The sequence below is a fragment of the Geomonas agri genome (genome assembly GCF_020179605.1).
GTDB classification, from domain to species: Bacteria; Desulfobacterota; Desulfuromonadia; order Geobacterales; family Geobacteraceae; genus Geomonas; species Geomonas agri.
In genome coordinates this window covers 927,118-943,595 of sequence record NZ_JAINZO010000001.1, presented here as the reverse complement: position 1 = coordinate 943,595, position 16,478 = coordinate 927,118, and the positions used below count along the sequence as shown (strand labels likewise).

Genomic DNA, 16,478 nt, shown 5'->3' with positions numbered 1-16,478 from the left:
ATCAATCAAACTGCTTGAGGTGGTTCCAGAGATTCACCACGAAGTCCTGCGCGTTGGTCAAAAGCCCCACCGCCTGGGCAGAGCCGCGGTTGGCCAGCTTGTCCACCGAAAACTCCGCCATGTCCACCACGTAGAAGTAGACCGGCCGGACCCGCCCGTCAGGCTCGACGCGGTAGCTGGGCACCATGTTGCCGAAGGCGATAGAGTGCAGCTGGGTGGCGATGGCCAGCACCGTGGTCGCCCGGCGCGCGTGGACCCGCATCGCGTCCTGGGCCTGGTACGCATCGGGGATCACCTCCGGCAGCGGCCCGTCGTCGCGTATCGAGCCTGCCAGCACCATCGGGATCTTCTTCCTGTTGCAGGCATACATGATGCCGTCGTCCAGCCCCAGCTTCTCGATGGTCTGCGGGATCCCTCCCGCCATGCGCGCCTGGTTGATGATGTCCAGGTGGTTGTAGTGCCCCATGGGCATGATGGCCTGGGTGTAGATGTTCTGCCCCAGCCCGGTGCGGAAGCGCGCCGCCTCTAGGTCGTGGGTCGCCAGCGCGTTGCCGGCCAGGAGGGCATGGCAGTAGCCGGCCTCGATGAGCCCCTGCATGGCGTTTCTGCAGTCCATGTCGAAGGCCACCGCCGGCCCGAGCACCCACACGATGCAGCCGTGATCGCGGTCGTGCCGCAGCACCTGGTACAGCTCGTCATAGGAGCGGGAAAAGGGGGTCTCCCTGGTGCCGCGACTTCTAAAGGAGAACTTGTCGGCAAACGGCTCGGCCAGGTTCAAAAACCCGCCGATGTGGAGGTAGATCCCCTCCTCGCCGCTCTCGGTGCGCCCGAGGGCCACCATGTCCCCCCGGCGCACCCGGCGCGGCTCGACCACGTCAAGCTCTTTGCCGCGCAGGACCATGACGCAGTCCATCCGGCTCTGGGGTGCGAGCAGCCACTCCCCTCCCCCCAGGTGCACGTATTCGGGGTGGTTCGAGGTGGCGTGGAAGTTCTCTGGCAGCACGCCGTCCGCCGGGGCAGGCGCGAACGTTGCCGCGGGAGCGGCCGCCAGCTTGGGGCGGCGGAAGTCCGGTGGCGTATAGGAAGGGATGACGTCGCTGTGATGAGACATGCGATAGCTCCTTGGCAACGGGTGTGGGCAGGGCTGGCTGGACGAGAGGAAACTTTAGCACGCATCCAACCGGTTACAACGGTCGACTTACACTGTGCCGCCCCTCTAGTAATCACGTTTACCGATTACCTTCTCAAGTTTGTATGAATATGGCCGATAGTACACAATATCTGCCAAACTTCCGAACCAGATACGCAGAACAAGGGGGTATGCTATGAGTTTTTGGATGAACCTGAAGGTAAAAACGAAGTCGTTGTGTCTCGTGGCGATAGCCGTTGTCACGCTGGTTGTCATAGCAGGTGCCAGCCTGCATAAGATGCGGGTCATGTCTGCGGACCAGGCCGAAATGAACACCTCGGTCATCCACGTGGCCATGCTCAACGACATGAAGAACGACCTGCTGGCCATCAGGCTGGACCTGGTGTACATGATGCTGCTGGAAGACCCGGTCAAGATCAAGGAGCGTGCGGACGACCTGGAAAAGAAGAAGCAGCATATCGACGAGATGCAGGCCAAGTTCATGAAGTACGAGCTCGACGCCAAGGAGAAGAGCCTGATCGCCGTGTTCAAGCAGGGCTACGACGAGTACCTGGTACAAGGAACCAAGCTGCAACAGCTGACCCAGCAGAGTGCCGGGAACCCTGAGGCCCGTAGGGACACGGTGAACTTCGCAACGAGCTCGGTGGCGCCGCTGTACAAGAAACCTGCGGACGCAATCAGCGAGTTGGTGGCCGACAACGAAAAGAGCGCCGCTGACCTGTACCAGCAGGACCTCGCAGCGTACCACTCCTCGCAGATCTTCATGATTGGACTCACCGCCCTCGCCGCCGTGCTCCTGGCATTGATCGGGCTCCTCATCGCCAACTCCATCAGCCGACCGCTCAAGATGGTGTTCGACACCCTCGCCGAGGTGGCAGCAGGCGACCTGACCGCCCGCTCCAGCATCAGGACCCGCGACGAGATGGGGATGCTGGCTGCTGAAGTGAACGAGATGGCGCAGAAGCTGAACGACACCATGAACCAGGTCGTGTCCAACAGCCTCCAGGTGGCCGCGGCGGCCAACGACCTGCACAGCACCTCCGAGCAGATCGCCACCGGCGCCGAGGAGGTTGCCTCCCAGACCAGCACCGTGGCGACCGCGAGCGAGGAAATGGCCGCCACGTCCGCCGACATCGCCCAAAGTTGCCACAGGGCGGCAGAAGGTGGCGAGCAGGCAACCGGGCGCGCCCAGGCCGGCCGTGCGGTCGTGGAGCAGACCGTGCAGGTAATGAACCGGATCGCGGCACAGGTGCAGACCTCGGCGGCGACCGTGGCGGGGCTGGGCGAGCGCAGCGACCAGATCGGCGCCATCATCGGCACCATCGAGGACATCGCCGACCAGACTAACCTGTTGGCCCTGAATGCGGCCATCGAGGCGGCGCGCGCCGGCGAGCAGGGACGCGGCTTCGCCGTCGTCGCCGACGAAGTGCGCGCGCTGGCCGAGCGCACCACCCGCGCCACCCGCGAGATCGGCGAGATGATCAAGTCGATCCAGAACGAGACCCGCGAAGCCGTGGGCGCCATGGAAGAAGGGGTGCGCGAGGTGGAGAACGGCACCCGCGAGGCAGCCAAGTCGGGCGAGTCGCTGCAGGAAATCCTGAGGCAGATCAGCGAGGTCACCGAGCAGGTGAACCAGATCGCCACCGCGGCCGAGGAGCAGACCGCGACCACCGGCGAGATCACCAACAACATCATGCAGATCACCGAGGTGGTGCAGGATACCTCGCGCGGCGCCCACACCTGCGCCAACGCCGCCAGCAACCTCGCTTCACTCTCGAAAGACCTGCAGCGCCTGGTGGGCCAGTTCAGGCTGGCCTGATCACACTCCAGACCGCAGTCCTCACCCAGGTGCGGGGGCAGCGGCGAAGCAGACAAAAGTACAGCGGCCGGGCGAGGAGTCGATCCTCATCCGGCCGCTGTTTTTGGTAAGAGGCAAATCCCCCTGTCCCCCCTTCGCAAAGGGCGGGGACGCTTGGTCACGTGCAGCGCTTGACGGTTCAGATGATGGCAGTGCAGCCCAAGGGGGGAACTATCAGCAGGGAGCAGAGCTAAGAGGTAGCACCCCCCTGCTTTTCCAGCATGATGTGCAGCATGGTTTCGTCGGCAAGCGACATACCGCGGTCGGTGATCCGGCTCAGGTTGCGGATGGTTTCCTCCGCGCTCCTCCCCACGAACCCCTCTTCCTCGGTGATGCCGTGACCGGACAGCGCCATGTAGGCGGCGCGGATGGAGGCATCGGTCGAGCTTACCACCTTGAGGGCGCAGCCGCCCTTGGCGCCGTCGCAGAGCATACCGCCGATGTCGGAGATGATGGTGTTCACGGCGAGGTTCATCTTGGCGATGTCCTTGCCCGCCTGCTGGTACACGATAGCGACCGCGGCGCCGACTCCCGCCGCGATGGCGCAGCCGCAGATGGGGGCCAGGTCGCCGGTATGGCACTTGATGTAGGCGTTCACCAGGTGCGACAGGGCAATGCTCTTCAAAATGGTCTCTTCGGGGATACGGAAGAACAGCCCCACGTTGTAGGGGACCAGGATGGCCACGATGCCCTGGTTGCCGCTGCCGCCGCTGGACATGACCGGATAGGAAAGCCCGGCCATGCGCGCGTCCGAGGCGGAGGCAGTCAGGATCTTGCTGGAGGATACCACGTCGGAAAGGAGAAAGCCCTTGCGGACCAGTTCTTCCACGTAGTAGCCCACCTTGGTGAGCTCCTTCCCCGCCTCGGCAACCCGCAGGTTCATCTCCACGCCCCGCTTCAGGTAGACCAGGTCCTCCCGGTTCACGTCCTCCAGCAGGTCCACCAGCTGGGCCAGCGTCATCTGCTTCAGGGCCGCACGGTACTGGTGGCTGTCCTCTCCCCCCTCTTCCTGCTCGTTGCGCAGCAGGACTTCACCGTCGCGCTCCAGCCGCACTAGGTTGGTGTGGCCGCCGGCTAACACCGCACGCGCTACCCTGCCTCCCTTCACCACGGTCGCGTCGATATAGAACCCTCGCTGTGCCTCCGCCAGGGATACCGCGGCCTGTCCTCCGGATACCATGAGCTTGGCCTGTTGCAAAAGCTCCGGCCGCGTACCGGACAGGATTTCCATCTTCAGCTCCGGGCGGGCGATCAGCGCTCCCAAGGCGGCCGCGATCACGTTTCCTTTCACCCCGCCGGTTTCGGGGACCGTGACGGCGAAGCCGTTCTTGAACACCCCGGCATCGGCGCTCACCGTGACCTGCTCCAACTCGCCGTCCAACTGCGCCGCGGCAAGGCTCGCGGCATAGGCAACGGCGATCGGCTCGGTACAGCCAAGGGCCGGGAAAACTTCGTGCTTGATAACCTCATGGTACATGCTCATGCTGCCTCACTTTTATTCATTGCTTTGCAGAACGGACCAGGAGGCCTGTCGCACAGCCCCGCCCCTCTCGGCCACCTCTTATAGCGCGATTGCCTGGGCAAAAGCAAAACATTTCCACATAAGTCACCGGACAATATTTTGCCGCGTTACCGATTGACTGCAGTGGAAGCTGTTTCTCCTCCAGGGCACGCCGGCAGCAGAAGTTCCACGCAGGTGCCGCGGCCTGGTGCCGATTCGATGTTCAGCACACCGCCGTTTCGGTCCACCAGCGTTTTAGTCGAGGCGAGCCCGAGGCCGTTGCCGGCAGGCTTGGTAGTGAAATACGGGAGCAGCGCCTTCTCGAGCACCTCCGCGCTCATGCCGCAGCCGTCGTCGCGCACCGTGAGCCGCACCCGTGGTGTCCCCGCACTCACAGCACCGGCCGCCTCGTTCTCGGCCGCTACGGTGATATTTCCCTGCGGGGAAAGCGCCTGTGCCGCATTGAGGACCAGGTTGTTCAGTATCTGGAAGAACTCACCCTGGTCCATGTACAAGTCCGCCACGTCGCCGGCCACGTCGACCTCGCACCGGGTATCGGAACCGGCCAGGGTCAGGGCGATGCACTCTTCGACAGCGGCGCGCACCGGCACCGCCTTGCGCCGCACCGCCCCCGGCTTGGAAAGTTCCATCAGCTTCTGGGCCAGCTCCGTCGCCCTGAGGCTCGCCTGGGCCACCCTCCTGAGCGGCTCCGCCGACTCGTGGTTCTCCTCCAGGTGGATCTGCGCCAGGGTGAGGTTCCCCACGATGCCGGTGATGATGTTCTTGAAGTCGTGCGCGATGCCGCCGGCGAGTTCGCCGATCTTTTCCTCCCCCCAGGCCGCCCCCCGCGCCGGTTCGGCCTCCCGGGCGCGCCACCAGAGCATGAGCTCCTCGTGCGGCAGCGGCGGCGAGAAAAGAAAGCCCTGCAGTTCGCGGCATCCCAGGCTGGCCAGCACTTCCGCCTGTTCCGCGTTCTCCACCCCTTCGGCCACCACGCCCAACCTCATCTTGGCCGCCAGTTCCAGAAGCGACGACACGATGGTGAGGGTGGACTGGTCTCCGGGAAGGTGCTCGACGAAGGAGCGGTCTATCTTCAGCTCGTCGATGGGGAGGTCCTTCAGATAGGCAAGCGAGGAGTAGCCGGTGCCGAAGTCGTCGATGGCGAGTTTCACCCCCAGCCTGCGCAGCTCGTGCAGCGTGGCGACCACTGTCTCGGTCTCCTGGACCAGGGTGCTCTCGGTCAGTTCCAGGCAGAGCAGTCCCGGCTCCATCCCCGTTTCGTGCAACACCCGCTCGACCAGCCGCGGCAACTCGCCGGTCTCGAAGTGGGCGGCGGCGACGTTGACGGCGAGGGTGACAGGTCCCATCCCCCTTTTGCGCCACTCGGCGTGCTGCCGACAGGCGGCCGACAGCGCCCAGGCCCCGACCTCGACGATGAGACCGCTTTGCTCCAGTACCGGGATGAACACCGCCGGCGAGACCAGCTTTTCACTCCGGGATGGGCGCCAGCGCAGCAGCGCCTCCACCCCCAGCATCGTGCCGCTCGCGGCATCGACCTTGGGCTGGTAGTGCAGTTCGTACTCGCGCCGAGCCAGTGCCCTGCGCAGCCCCACCTCCAGCGCCACCCGGTCCTGCACCTGGTCCCACAGCTCGCGGGAGTAGAAGAAGTAACGGTTGCGCCCGGAGATCCGCGCGTTGGCGCGGGCGATGTCGGCGTGCTGCAGCAGGGTTTCCATCGACTCACCGTCGTAGGGGAAGGTGGCGATGCCCATGCTGTAGGAGGCATCCACTTCCTGCCCCTGCACCTTGACCGGCTCATCCAGGAGGGAGAGGGTCGCCTTGATGCAGCTTTGCACGTCGGGATCGTTGGCCGCGAGGACGGCAAACTGGTCCGCCCCCGAGCGGTACACCCACACATCCCGCCGCACCAGCGTCTTGAGCCTCGCCGCCACTTCGGTTAGAAGCGCCTGCCTCGCGTCGTGGCCAAACAGTTCGGTGACCGTCTTGAAGTTCTCCAGTTCCAGGAGCAGCACGAACAGGTCGCCGCTGAAGCCGGAGTTGAGGATCACCTGGCTGAACTTCTCCTGCATCTGGGGACGCACGGGGAGCCTGGTCAGCGGGTCGGTAGTCTCGATGACCGTGATCTGGCGCTGTTGGCTCAGCACCGCCTTCTTGAGGCTCTCCTGGTAGCTCCGCTCGACCCGCATCGACTCGGCCCGCTCGAGCACCTGCCGTATTACCTCGTCGATCACCGAGAATTCGAGGATGGGCTTGGTGATGTAGTCCCATGCGCCCTGCCGCACCGCCTCGATGGCGTAGCTCACCGAGCCGTTGCCGGAGATGACCACCACCGGGGTTTCCCGGCTCACCCGCGTAATCTCCTTGACCACGGCCAACCCGTCCACCTCCGGCATCATCAGGTCGGTGAACACCAGGTCCGGCCGGTTCACCTCGAACATCTCCAGTCCCTGCCTGCCGCCCGAGGCCTGGTACACGGTGAAGCCTACGTCCTCCAGGTAGGAGACGATACTGCGCCGCATGTCGGCGTCGTCGTCGATGGTGAGGACGGTCAGGTTTCTATGCTGGGGGAACATGGCTTACTCCTTTGCGGTGCGCGGCAGGGAGACGGTGAAGCAGCTTCCCTGCCCTTCCGCCGACTCGACAGATATTTCGCCCCGGTGGTTCTTGGTCACGATGGCGTAGGAAATGGAAAGCCCGAGGCCGGTGCCGGAACCGATCTCCTTGGTGGTGAAGAAGGGATCGAAGATGCGCCGACGCACGCTCTCGCTCATGCCCGGGCCGTTGTCCGCGATGGAGACGAAGACGCGTTCGGCGTCGTGCCAGGTCCTGATCCGGATTTGCGCCCCCTTGGCCCCCTCGTGCAGCAGGGCCTGGGCCGCGTTCTTCAGGAGGTTGATGAAGACCTGTTCCATCTCCGGGACGCACAACGACGCCTTGGGTGCTGCGGCATCGTACTCCTTGGCGAGGCTGAGGTTCCTGAAATCGTAGCGAGTGCGCAAGTCGAAGTCGCTCAGGGCAAGCTGCAGCGACTGCTCCATCACCTCTTCCAGGGTCACCAGCTGCTGCTTGGCTCCGCTGGCCCGGCTGAACTGGAGCATGCCCGAGATGATGAGGGAAGCCCTCTTCACCGCCTTGCGCATGCTGGAGAGATAGCCGGTGATCTCCCTGGCTTCGAGGTAGCGTTCCACCAGTCCGAGGTCGAGCCCGAGCTTGGCGGCCGCCGCATTGTTGCCGGGCAGGGCCGGAGACAGGCGCCGTTCCAGGTTCTGCAGGTCCTGAGCGATGATGCCCAGCGGGTTGTTCACCTCGTGCGCCACGCCGGCCGCCATCCCCGCGATCATGGTCATCTTCTCGTTCTGGATCAGGGCCTCCTCGGCCCGCTTGCGCGCGGTGATGTCCTGCAGCATGGAAAGCGCGACCGGCACGTTCCCTATCTCGATGATCCGCGTGGAAAGCAGGGCGACGGTCTCCACCCCTTCCATGACCGAAACGATCTCTTCCTGCTCGATACTGCCGTTGCGAGTGAGAAGTCCCACCAGCCGTTCGTGGTCTTCGTGCGTGATCAGCCCCAACTGCTCCGGGGTCTTGCCGACGGCCTCTTCGCGGGAGATCCCCGCCACCTCGCAGAAGGTCTTGTTCACGTCGACGTAGGTGCCCCGCTCCAGTTCGTTCAAGACGATGCGGATCGGGCTCTCGTTGAAGATGGTCTGGAAACGTTCCTCGCTCTCTTTCAGCGCAAGCACAGCCTTTTTCCTCTCCGTGATGTCCAGCACCATGGCGACGTAACCGGCGGACAGGTCGCCCCGCGCGAGGGGGGCGACGCTGACCAGCACATCGGTTGCGTCGCCGTTCTTGGTGAAGAGCGGCATTTCTGCGGCTGCGCCGTTTTCGATGACCGACTCCTGGTAGAGCTTCTCAGCGGCGGCCTCCCAGGCCGCATCCGAGGGGTAGAAGATGCGGGTGCTGTTGCCGACCAGTTCCTCGCGGCTGAACCCGGACTGCCTGCAGAGCGCATCGTTAACCCGCAACATGACCCGGTCCTTGACGTAGGCGATGCCGATGGGGGCCGCCATGTACAGCGACTGCAGCTCGGTCTCGCGCTGCCGCAGCGCCGACTCGGTGCGACCCTGCTCCTCGATCACCCGCTCCAGTTCCGCGGTGCGGTGCTGAACCATACGGCGCAACTGCAGGATGAAGGCAAGCGCCACCACGGCGACGCCCAGCACCCACGCCAGGATGTCGATCGGGCGCAGGCCGTGCTCGTAGCGGATGGAGAGCCAGCGCTGCTGGATCTGCTGCCTCTGCGACTGGGGGATAGCAGCCAGTCCCTTGTCCAGGATGCGCGCCAGCGGGGCCCAGTCCTTGCGCACCCCGACCGCGTACGTCTCCTCGGGGTAGATCGACGGCGCCGCCACCTTGAGGTCTGCCAGCCCCTTTTGCGCCATCAGGTAGCTGCCGACCGCAAGGTTCGCCACGCACGCGTCGGCCGCACCGGTGGCGACCAGCTCGAGTGCCCGCGCGGTGGAGGGAGCCTCGACGACCTTCAGGTGGGGTAGGTCGCGGCGCAGGCGTTCCGCCTCGATGAACCCCTTCTCGGTGGCTACGCTCCCGTCGTTGAGATCGGCCAGCGATGCGATGAACCGGAAGTCCTTCCTGGTGAAGATGACCTGCGGGAAGCTGAGGTATTCGGCGGTGAATTCCACGAAGCTGCGGCGCGAGGGATCGGGCGTGATCATGAGCACCATGTCGACCCCTGTCTTTTGTTCCAGCGAGGAGAGCGCCTGCCCCCAGGGCATGTCCGGCGCGGGCTGGAACGTTACTCCCAGCTCCCGCCCCAGGATCTCCAGGTAATCCCAGGCCATGCCCTGGAAGCGCCCCTCGGCGAAGAATTCGAAGGGGGGGTAGTTGCGACTGACCCGGACGCGCACCACCGGGTGGGACGCGAGCCAGGCGCGCTCCTGGGTGCTGAGGGGGAGCGCGGTGGGCTTCCAGTCAGGAGGGTCCGCCTCCACCCTCCCGACCAGCAGCAGCGCCAGGAACAGTGAGGCCAACAGGTATTTCAGTCGCAGTTTCATCATGGCTACCTTCCGGTACGGCGCCCCGGTTACGGCCCCTAGAGCTTGAACTTGGCTACGATCCCCTGCAGCGTGCCGGAGACCTCGGCGAGCTGGGAGGCCGTGGTGGCCGTCTGGTGCGCCCCCTGGGCGGTCAGCTGCACCGCGCTGGTCACGCTCTGGATGTTACTGGTTATCTCGCTGGTGGTCGCCGTCTGTTCCTCGGCGGCGGTGGCGATCTGGCTCACCTGCATGCTGACCGCGTTGACCTGCTCCAAAATCCGCGACAGGGCGCTCTCCAGTTGGGCTGCCTCGGCGGCGCCGCGTTCGGTGGCGTGCACCCCCTCTTCCATGGCGGTGATGGCACTCCTGGTTTCCTGCTGGATCGCCTTGATCATGTCGCCGATTTCCTTGGTGGCGCGGGTGGTACGCTCGGCCAGAGCCCGCACCTCGTCGGCCACCACCGCGAAGCCGCGCCCCTGCTCGCCGGCCCGGGCCGCCTCGATGGCGGCGTTCAAGGCCAGCAGGTTGGTCTGGTCCGCGATGTCCTCGATGGTCGCCACGATGGCACCGATCTGCTCGGAGCGCTCACCCAGGGTGGTGACGGCCTTGGCGCTGGCGCGGGTCATCTCGCCCCTCTCCCTGATCCCGGCCACGGTGCTGGAGACTACCCGGAATCCGGCCTGGGTGGCGTCGGCCGCCTCTTTGGCGCCGTCCGCTGCGAGGTGGCAGTTGGAGGCGATGTCGGCGGCGGTGGCGGCCATCTCCTCGCTGGCGGTGGCCACGGTAACCGTCTGCGAGGCCACTTCCTCGGCCCCCACCGAAATACTCGAGGAGGTGCCGTTGAGCGATAGCGAGTCGGCGGCCAGGCTGCGTGATGCCTCGGCGATATCGAGGATCATCAAGCGCATCTTGTCCACGAAGAGGTTGAATTTGCCCGCCAGCAGCCCCACCTCGTCGCTGCGCTCGCCCAGGTCGATGCGCCGGGTCAGGTCGCCCTCCCCTTCGGCGATGTCGGAGACGCGCTGGTAGAGTTCGCGCAGCGGCTTGCTGATGGTGGCGGCCACCAGGACGATCACCGCGGCCAGGCAGCATAGCGCCAGGCAGCCGACCAGGGTGAGCGAACCGGCCATGGTGCGGGTCTTGGCAAGCACCGAGGAGACCGGGACGCTGACAGCGAAGGACCAGGGGAGGTCGGTGGCTTTCCCTATGGTGAGCGGTGCAAACACTACCAGCGAGTCGGCGGGCGAGCCGGGGAGCCGGCAGCTCTCGATCAGGTATTCCTTACCGGTGGCGATGGCCTGTTGCACGGGCTGCTTATGCTCGGCCGGGAGCGCCTCCGCGACGTTCTTGCCCAAAAGCTCCTTGGTCGGGTAGGCGAGCAGTTCGCCGTTGTTGCCGGCCAGGAAGGCGTACCCAGAACCCAGCGGCTTGAACTGGGCCAGTTTGGAGCTCAACCCGCCCAGCTCGATGTCGACCCCGACCACGCCGACGAAGGTGGTGCCGTGGAAGATCGGCACGATGCAGCTGGTCATGAGGATCTTGCGCTTGCTGGTGTCGCCGGAATAGACGTCCCAGTACGGGTTCAGCACCGTTTCCGTCTGCCGCTTCTTGGGGAGCAGGTAGTAGTCCTTGCTTCCCGCGTCGGCCTCGGTGGTGGTCGAAGGCTCCAGCTTGCCGTTGGACTTGAAGTACCCCGGCGTAAACCTCCCCTTGTCGTTACTCCCCACCTTGTTGACGTTGTGCGCATCGAGGCCGTCCAGTGCGTTGGGCTCGTAGATGCACCAGAACGAGAGCGCCCAGTCGTTCTTGGCGGTGGCCTGCTTCATCATGGCGTCGATCATGTCGCGCCGCGCCCCGGCTGGGTAACGGTCCATCCCGGCGAACTGCTGGGACATGACCCGAACCGTCGTCATCGCGTTCTCGAGGTCCACCGCCATCTGGCTGCCGTAGTTGCGCGACAGAAGGGCCGCCTCCTGGTAGGCGTTTTCACGCACAATGCCGCTGGAGACCTTGTACGCAAAAAAGACCGTGCCCAGGATCAGCAACACGAGCAGGGGCAAAAGGGTCACCAGCAGTTTGTTCCGCATGGACAGGTTATTCAGGTTGAGCATCGTTTCTTCCTCCTGGCTGGATTGGAGCCCCGTGCCGCGGGAGCCACCATGGTAATAGCAAGGAGGTTGCCAACATTAATAACGCTGCAAGATCGATGGGTTACGCCGTAAAGCGGGGACGAGGGGGGGTAGGAAAATATTCCCAAGGGGATGGTCTTCCCGGCAAAGCCCCCTTTCATTTCAGTCAGTTGCCAGGATGGGAAAATGTTCGGCGCTGGGAAATTTTTCCGACCGGTCCGGCCGGCAGCTTCACACGCTCCGCTCGCGGCGCTTGATCAGCTTCTTATTCAACGCCGAGCGGTTGATACCGAGATACCCGGCGGCGATCCCCTGGTTGTTGCCGGCGCGGCGCATGGCCTGCTCGATAAGGACGTCCTCCGCCTCGTCCAGGGTAGGCATGCGCTCCAGCTGGCCTTCGCGCAGCACCACCTCGGTCCCGGCCTGGGCGCTGGCGGCGGGAGCGGGCGCCGGCGCACTCCCCATCGCCTTGAGAAAGCACGCCATGGACAGGACCCCCTGGGTGTGGCGCGTCACCGCCTCGTAGACCACGGCCTTCAGTTCGCGCACGTTGCCGGGGAAAGCGTAGGCGGCAAGGTAGCTGCAGAGTTCCCGCGGCGGGGTGGGCTTGTTCTTGCCCAGCATGGCGGCCGCCTCGGCAAGAAAGTGCTCCAGCAGCAGCGGGATGTCGTCCGGGCGTTCCCGCAAGGGAGGGATGCAGACCTGGTGGGCGAACAGGCGGTAGTAGAGGTCCTGGCGGAAGCTCCCCTGCCCCACCCGCTCCAGGAGGTTCCGGTGCGTGGCGAGCACCATGCGGGCGTCGCTCTTTTTGGGGTGGTCCGCGCCGAGGGGGAAATACTCCCCCTCCTGCAAGAGGCGCAAGAGCTTGATCTGCGAGGCCTCGTTCAGGTCGCCGATCTCGTCCAGGAACAGGGTCCCCCCCGCCGCCTGGGCGATCACCCCGTCGCGCTGCTTGTCGGCGCCGGTGAAGGCCCCGCGCGCGTGCCCGAACAGGGTATCGGAAAGCATCTGGTCATCCAGCCCCGCCACGTTCAGGGCCACGAAGCGCCCCTTCCTGCCGCTGGCATCGTGCACCGCGCGCGCGAAGAGTTCCTTGCCGGTGCCGGTCTCGCCGCAGATGAGGACCGGCTGCGGCGTGGGTGCGATCACCTCGATGTACTGGAAGATCCCCCCGAGGACCGAAGAACGGGTTACGATGGAGGCGAACACCTCCGGGCGGCGCACCGAACCGGAAAGGAGCTTCTGCTTGAGCCCCGCCACCTGGTTGCGCAGCATGCTGTGCTCCAGCGCCTTCTTGACGATGTGCTCCAGCGCCTCGAGGTCGTGCACGGGTTTCTCCACGTAGTCCCATGCCCCCAGGCGCAGCGCCTCCACGGCGTCCTTGACCACGCCGGTTCCCGAGATCACCACCACCGGGGTGTCGGGGCAGTGCTGCTTCACCTCCCTGATCACCTCGTGCCCGGAGAGGACCGGCATGCGCAGGTCTGTGAAGATGATGTCGGGGCACTCCCTGCGGAACGCCTCCAGGCCGGCGGCGCCGTCGGCAGCGGTCTCCACCTGGTAACCGGAGTCGCTGAAGTAGGTGGCCAGTCCCCTGAGCACCGCCTCCTCATCCTCGATGATCAAAAGCTTTACCTTGTCGGGAAGAAACATCTCAACTCCTTGCAGCGGGATCACTTGATGGCGGACAGGTAGGCCCGGTTGATGCGCGCCGCGGTCCCATCACCGCGCAGCCGGGCCAGGCTCTTGGAAATCTGCTCGACCGGGGCCCTGTGCTGCTCCAGCGCCTTCTTGGAAAAAGCCAGGTAGAGGTTCTGCTCGTTGATCACCAGGGGGAGCACCCTGATCTTTTTCTTTAATTCCGGCGACTGCTTGAGCCGCGCCCCCAACGAGTTGCGGTTGATGACCGCCACGTCCATGCGCCCCGCCAGCAGCTTGGATATCTTCAGGTCGGTGCTCATGCAGGGCTCCCTGGCAAAGCCGGTGGCCGCGTCGAATTCCCTGCCGTAGGAGGTGTCCGGCGTCACGCCGACCGAGAGCCCTGCGAGGTCCGCCACCGTGGTGATCGGCTTCAGTTTCTTCCGGGCCGCCACGATCAGGACAATGGTCTCGCTGCTCAGGGGGGTCGTGGTGTAGGTGAGGAATTCCCTGCGCTCCGGGGTGTCGTAGAGCGAGATGATGCCGTCCGCCTCGCCCTGCTTCACCATCTGGATGGCACGCGACCAGGGGACGAAGACGAACTCGAAGCCGATGCCGATACTCTTGCCGACCGCGTTCAACAGGTCGATGTCGGTGCCGGCGGGCTTGCCGCCCTTCAAAAAGGAGTACGGGACCCAGTCGTCCACCACGATCCGGTACCGTTCCGCGCCGGCCGCGGGTACGGCCTGCATGGTGATCAGCAGTACCATGAAAAGAAGAACCCATCTGCGCATACATCCTCCAGCCGCCACGGTGGCTACCCCTTGAGCACGCGTTCCATGACGCATTCCAATTCCCTCAGGTCCATGATCGGCTTGGTCAGGAAGGCCGCGGCCCCCAGGGAAAGCACCGCGGCTTCGACCTGCTCAGCTCCGGTGCCGGTGATGACGATGACCGGGGTTTCGGGTTGGCGCTCCCGAATCCAGGCCAGAAGGTCCATGCCATCCAGTACCGGCATGCGCATGTCGGTGAGTACCAGGTCAAACTGCTCCTGCAGCAGGCGCTGCTGGGCCTCCTGCCCGTCCTCGGCCTCGGCGAGACAGTAGCCGCAGTCCTCGAGGTACCCGGCCAGGGAGCGCCTGAACATAGGCTCGTCGTCCACCAACAGGACGCGTGCCGCCTCAGCCACGATCCACCTCGCCGCCCAGGGGAAGCCGGATCTGGAAACAGGTGCCGCGGCCGACCGTCGACGTCACGCTCATCTCCCCCTTGTGGTTCTGCGTCACGATCATGTAGGACACCGACAGCCCCAGGCCGGTCCCCACCCCCGGTCCCTTGGTGGTGAAAAAGGGCTCGAACACGCGCCGGCGCACCTCCTCGGTCATGCCCGGGCCGTTGTCCTCGACCTCCACCACGGCGAAGCCCGCCTCACCGCGCAGCCGCAGCGTGATGCGCGGCCTCTCCCCGGAGGGATGCTCCGCCATGGCCTGGGCCGAGTTCTTCAAAAGGTTCAGCACCACCTGCTCCAGCTCTACCATGATCAGGGGCACCGGGCCCAGCCCCCCGTCGTACTCCCTGACAATGTCGATCCCCCTGAAGTCGTACTTCTTCTTCAGGTCGTAGTCGTTGGCGGCGAGCTCCACCGTGCGCTCCAGGAGCTCATCGAGGCGGGCCGGCTGCATCGCCACGTCGCTTCTGCGGCTGAACTGGAGCATGTTGGCCACGATGCGCGCCGCCCGGGCACAGGCGTTCCTGACGTCGGCGATGAACTGGGGGATCTCCCGACGCTGGAAGTACTCCTGCAGCAGCGCGAGTTCGATGCCCAGTTCCGCAGCGACGCCGCGGTTGGCGGGGAGGTCGGCCAGCACCCTGCGCTCGATGTTCTGCGCGGACTGGGCGATGATGCCAAGCGGGTTATTGATCTCGTGCGCCATACCGGCGGCAAGTCCCCCCACGGTCATCATCTTCTCGGTCTGGATGATGAGGTCGTCCATGCGGGCGCGCTGGGTGACGTCCTCGATACGTAGCACGGCCCCTTCCACGCAGTTGGTCACCAGCGGGTAGAGCATGAGGTCGTAGTAGTGCCGCTCCCCGTCACGTTCCAGCGGCACCTTTTCCATGGTCGCGCTCTGCCGCCCCTGTACCTCGGCGATCAGTCCGTGCACCTGGCTGGCAAACTCGGGGAGCACGCTGTCTATGCTGCACCCAAGCGCCTGCGCAGCCGGTATCCCGGTCACCCTGGTCGCCTGCAGGCTCCACTGGGTCACCGCGTGCGTGCTGTCGATTCCTATCAGGATGGAGGGCATCGAGTCGATGATGTTGGCGAGGTAGTTTTTGAGCTTTTGCAGCTCGCCTTCCGATTTCAAGATCGCGCGGTAGCGGTTGCCCAAGAGGTCGACCATCTTCTCGATCGACTGCCTGAGTACCTCGAGCTCTCCGAAGTACGGGCGTTGCGGCACCCGCACCGCCTTCCCCTCGCTCACCGCGACCGCGTACTTTTCCAGGGAGAGCACCGGCTGCAGGACGATGCGCCACAAAAGGAGGTACAGCGCCAGTATCATCAGGATGTCGCAGAACAAGATCACCAGCACGGTCGTGTAGAGCGTTTGCTGCAGTTCCTGCTGCACGAACTTCGGCGTCGCCAGTTCCTCGACACCGCCGATGACCAGCCCGCCGAAGGTGACGGGACGCATGGCGCTGCGCAGTCCCTTGCGGTCCACCGGTCCGGAAACCGGCACCGGGCGCCAGTTGGCGTCGCGCACCAGGCCGTGGGTCTGCCCGTCGCTGGTGACCAGGATGGCGTAGACCCTTCTGTGGCGCATGATGCTGTGCAGGATGAGGTCGACCTGGGTGCGGTCGATGTTCCAAAGCGGCGCGGCCAGGGCCGCGGCATAATGGTCCACGTCCGCCTGAAGGTCGTATTCGAGCTTCGCCCACTGCTCGCTGCTTTCCTTCAGGTAATTGGCGGTACCCAGAGCGGCAAGAAACACAGTCATCAGAGTTACCAGGGTAACTACTACCAGTTGAAGAATAGACTTTTTCCTGCCAGACATGGAGACCGCCGTTGTTTGAATTTAAGAATGCACGGATAGAAAAAGGATGAATGCATCCACCATCATTGTAA

10 protein-coding genes are annotated in these 16,478 nt (G+C 64.6%); 1 reads left to right on the top strand and 9 read right to left on the bottom strand.

Going from position 1 to position 16,478, the window contains the following annotated elements; genetic code table 11:
- Window position 1 precedes the first annotated feature (1 nt).
- Complete coding sequence (locus tag K7R21_RS04075) at window positions 2-1,111, bottom strand: ornithine cyclodeaminase family domain (RefSeq protein ID WP_224982010.1); 1,110 nt, start codon at window positions 1,109-1,111, stop codon at window positions 2-4.
- A 214-nt stretch (window positions 1,112-1,325) separates the two neighbouring features.
- On the opposite strand from K7R21_RS04075, the gene K7R21_RS04070 reads away from it, so the two are divergent.
- Window positions 1,326-2,969: a methyl-accepting chemotaxis protein gene (locus K7R21_RS04070; protein ID WP_224982009.1), complete on the top strand. Its 1,644-nt coding sequence runs from the start codon at window positions 1,326-1,328 to the stop codon at window positions 2,967-2,969.
- Window positions 2,970-3,198: 229 nt separating this feature from the next.
- On the opposite strand, the gene K7R21_RS04065 is transcribed toward K7R21_RS04070, so the two are convergent.
- The 8 genes from K7R21_RS04065 to K7R21_RS04030 form a co-directional block, all read right to left on the bottom strand.
- Window positions 3,199-4,491: an L-cysteine desulfidase family protein gene (locus K7R21_RS04065; RefSeq protein WP_224982008.1), complete on the bottom strand. Its 1,293-nt coding sequence runs from the start codon at window positions 4,489-4,491 to the stop codon at window positions 3,199-3,201.
- Between the two features lie 146 nt (window positions 4,492-4,637).
- Complete coding sequence (locus tag K7R21_RS04060; protein WP_224982007.1) at window positions 4,638-7,103, bottom strand: EAL domain-containing protein; 2,466 nt, start codon at window positions 7,101-7,103, stop codon at window positions 4,638-4,640.
- A gap of 3 nt (window positions 7,104-7,106) precedes the next feature.
- Window positions 7,107-9,608: a PAS domain S-box protein gene (locus tag K7R21_RS04055; RefSeq protein WP_224982006.1), complete on the bottom strand. Its 2,502-nt coding sequence runs from the start codon at window positions 9,606-9,608 to the stop codon at window positions 7,107-7,109.
- Between the two features lie 35 nt (window positions 9,609-9,643).
- Window positions 9,644-11,698, bottom strand: a complete 2,055-nt coding sequence (locus K7R21_RS04050) for a methyl-accepting chemotaxis protein (protein WP_224982005.1) — start codon at window positions 11,696-11,698, stop codon at window positions 9,644-9,646.
- 249 nt (window positions 11,699-11,947) lie between these two features.
- Window positions 11,948-13,369, bottom strand: coding sequence for a sigma-54-dependent transcriptional regulator (locus K7R21_RS04045; RefSeq protein WP_224982004.1), 1,422 nt, complete (start codon window positions 13,367-13,369; stop codon window positions 11,948-11,950).
- A gap of 20 nt (window positions 13,370-13,389) precedes the next feature.
- Window positions 13,390-14,148 (bottom strand): substrate-binding periplasmic protein, encoded by a 759-nt coding sequence (locus K7R21_RS04040; protein ID WP_224982003.1) that lies wholly within the window; start codon window positions 14,146-14,148, stop codon window positions 13,390-13,392.
- Window positions 14,149-14,171: 23 nt separating this feature from the next.
- A complete protein-coding gene (locus K7R21_RS04035; protein ID WP_224982002.1) occupies window positions 14,172-14,543 on the bottom strand; it encodes a response regulator in 372 nt (123 codons plus the stop codon).
- Complete coding sequence (locus K7R21_RS04030; protein ID WP_224982001.1) at window positions 14,536-16,350, bottom strand: two-component system sensor histidine kinase NtrB; 1,815 nt, start codon at window positions 16,348-16,350, stop codon at window positions 14,536-14,538. Before K7R21_RS04030 ends, K7R21_RS04035 begins: the two co-directional genes overlap by 8 nt.
- Window positions 16,351-16,478: the final 128 nt, after the last annotated feature.

Coding starts and splice junctions, on each gene's coding strand:
- K7R21_RS04075 (WP_224982010.1), bottom strand. CDS start 1,111: ATGTCTCATCACAGCGACGTCATCCCTTCCTATACGCCACCGGACTTC.
- K7R21_RS04070 (WP_224982009.1), top strand. CDS start 1,326: ATGAGTTTTTGGATGAACCTGAAGGTAAAAACGAAGTCGTTGTGTCTC.
- K7R21_RS04065 (WP_224982008.1), bottom strand. CDS start 4,491: ATGAGCATGTACCATGAGGTTATCAAGCACGAAGTTTTCCCGGCCCTT.
- K7R21_RS04060 (WP_224982007.1), bottom strand. CDS start 7,103: ATGTTCCCCCAGCATAGAAACCTGACCGTCCTCACCATCGACGACGAC.
- K7R21_RS04055 (WP_224982006.1), bottom strand. CDS start 9,608: ATGATGAAACTGCGACTGAAATACCTGTTGGCCTCACTGTTCCTGGCG.
- K7R21_RS04050 (WP_224982005.1), bottom strand. CDS start 11,698: ATGCTCAACCTGAATAACCTGTCCATGCGGAACAAACTGCTGGTGACC.
- K7R21_RS04045 (WP_224982004.1), bottom strand. CDS start 13,369: ATGTTTCTTCCCGACAAGGTAAAGCTTTTGATCATCGAGGATGAGGAG.
- K7R21_RS04040 (WP_224982003.1), bottom strand. CDS start 14,148: ATGCGCAGATGGGTTCTTCTTTTCATGGTACTGCTGATCACCATGCAG.
- K7R21_RS04030 (WP_224982001.1), bottom strand. CDS start 16,350: ATGACTGTGTTTCTTGCCGCTCTGGGTACCGCCAATTACCTGAAGGAA.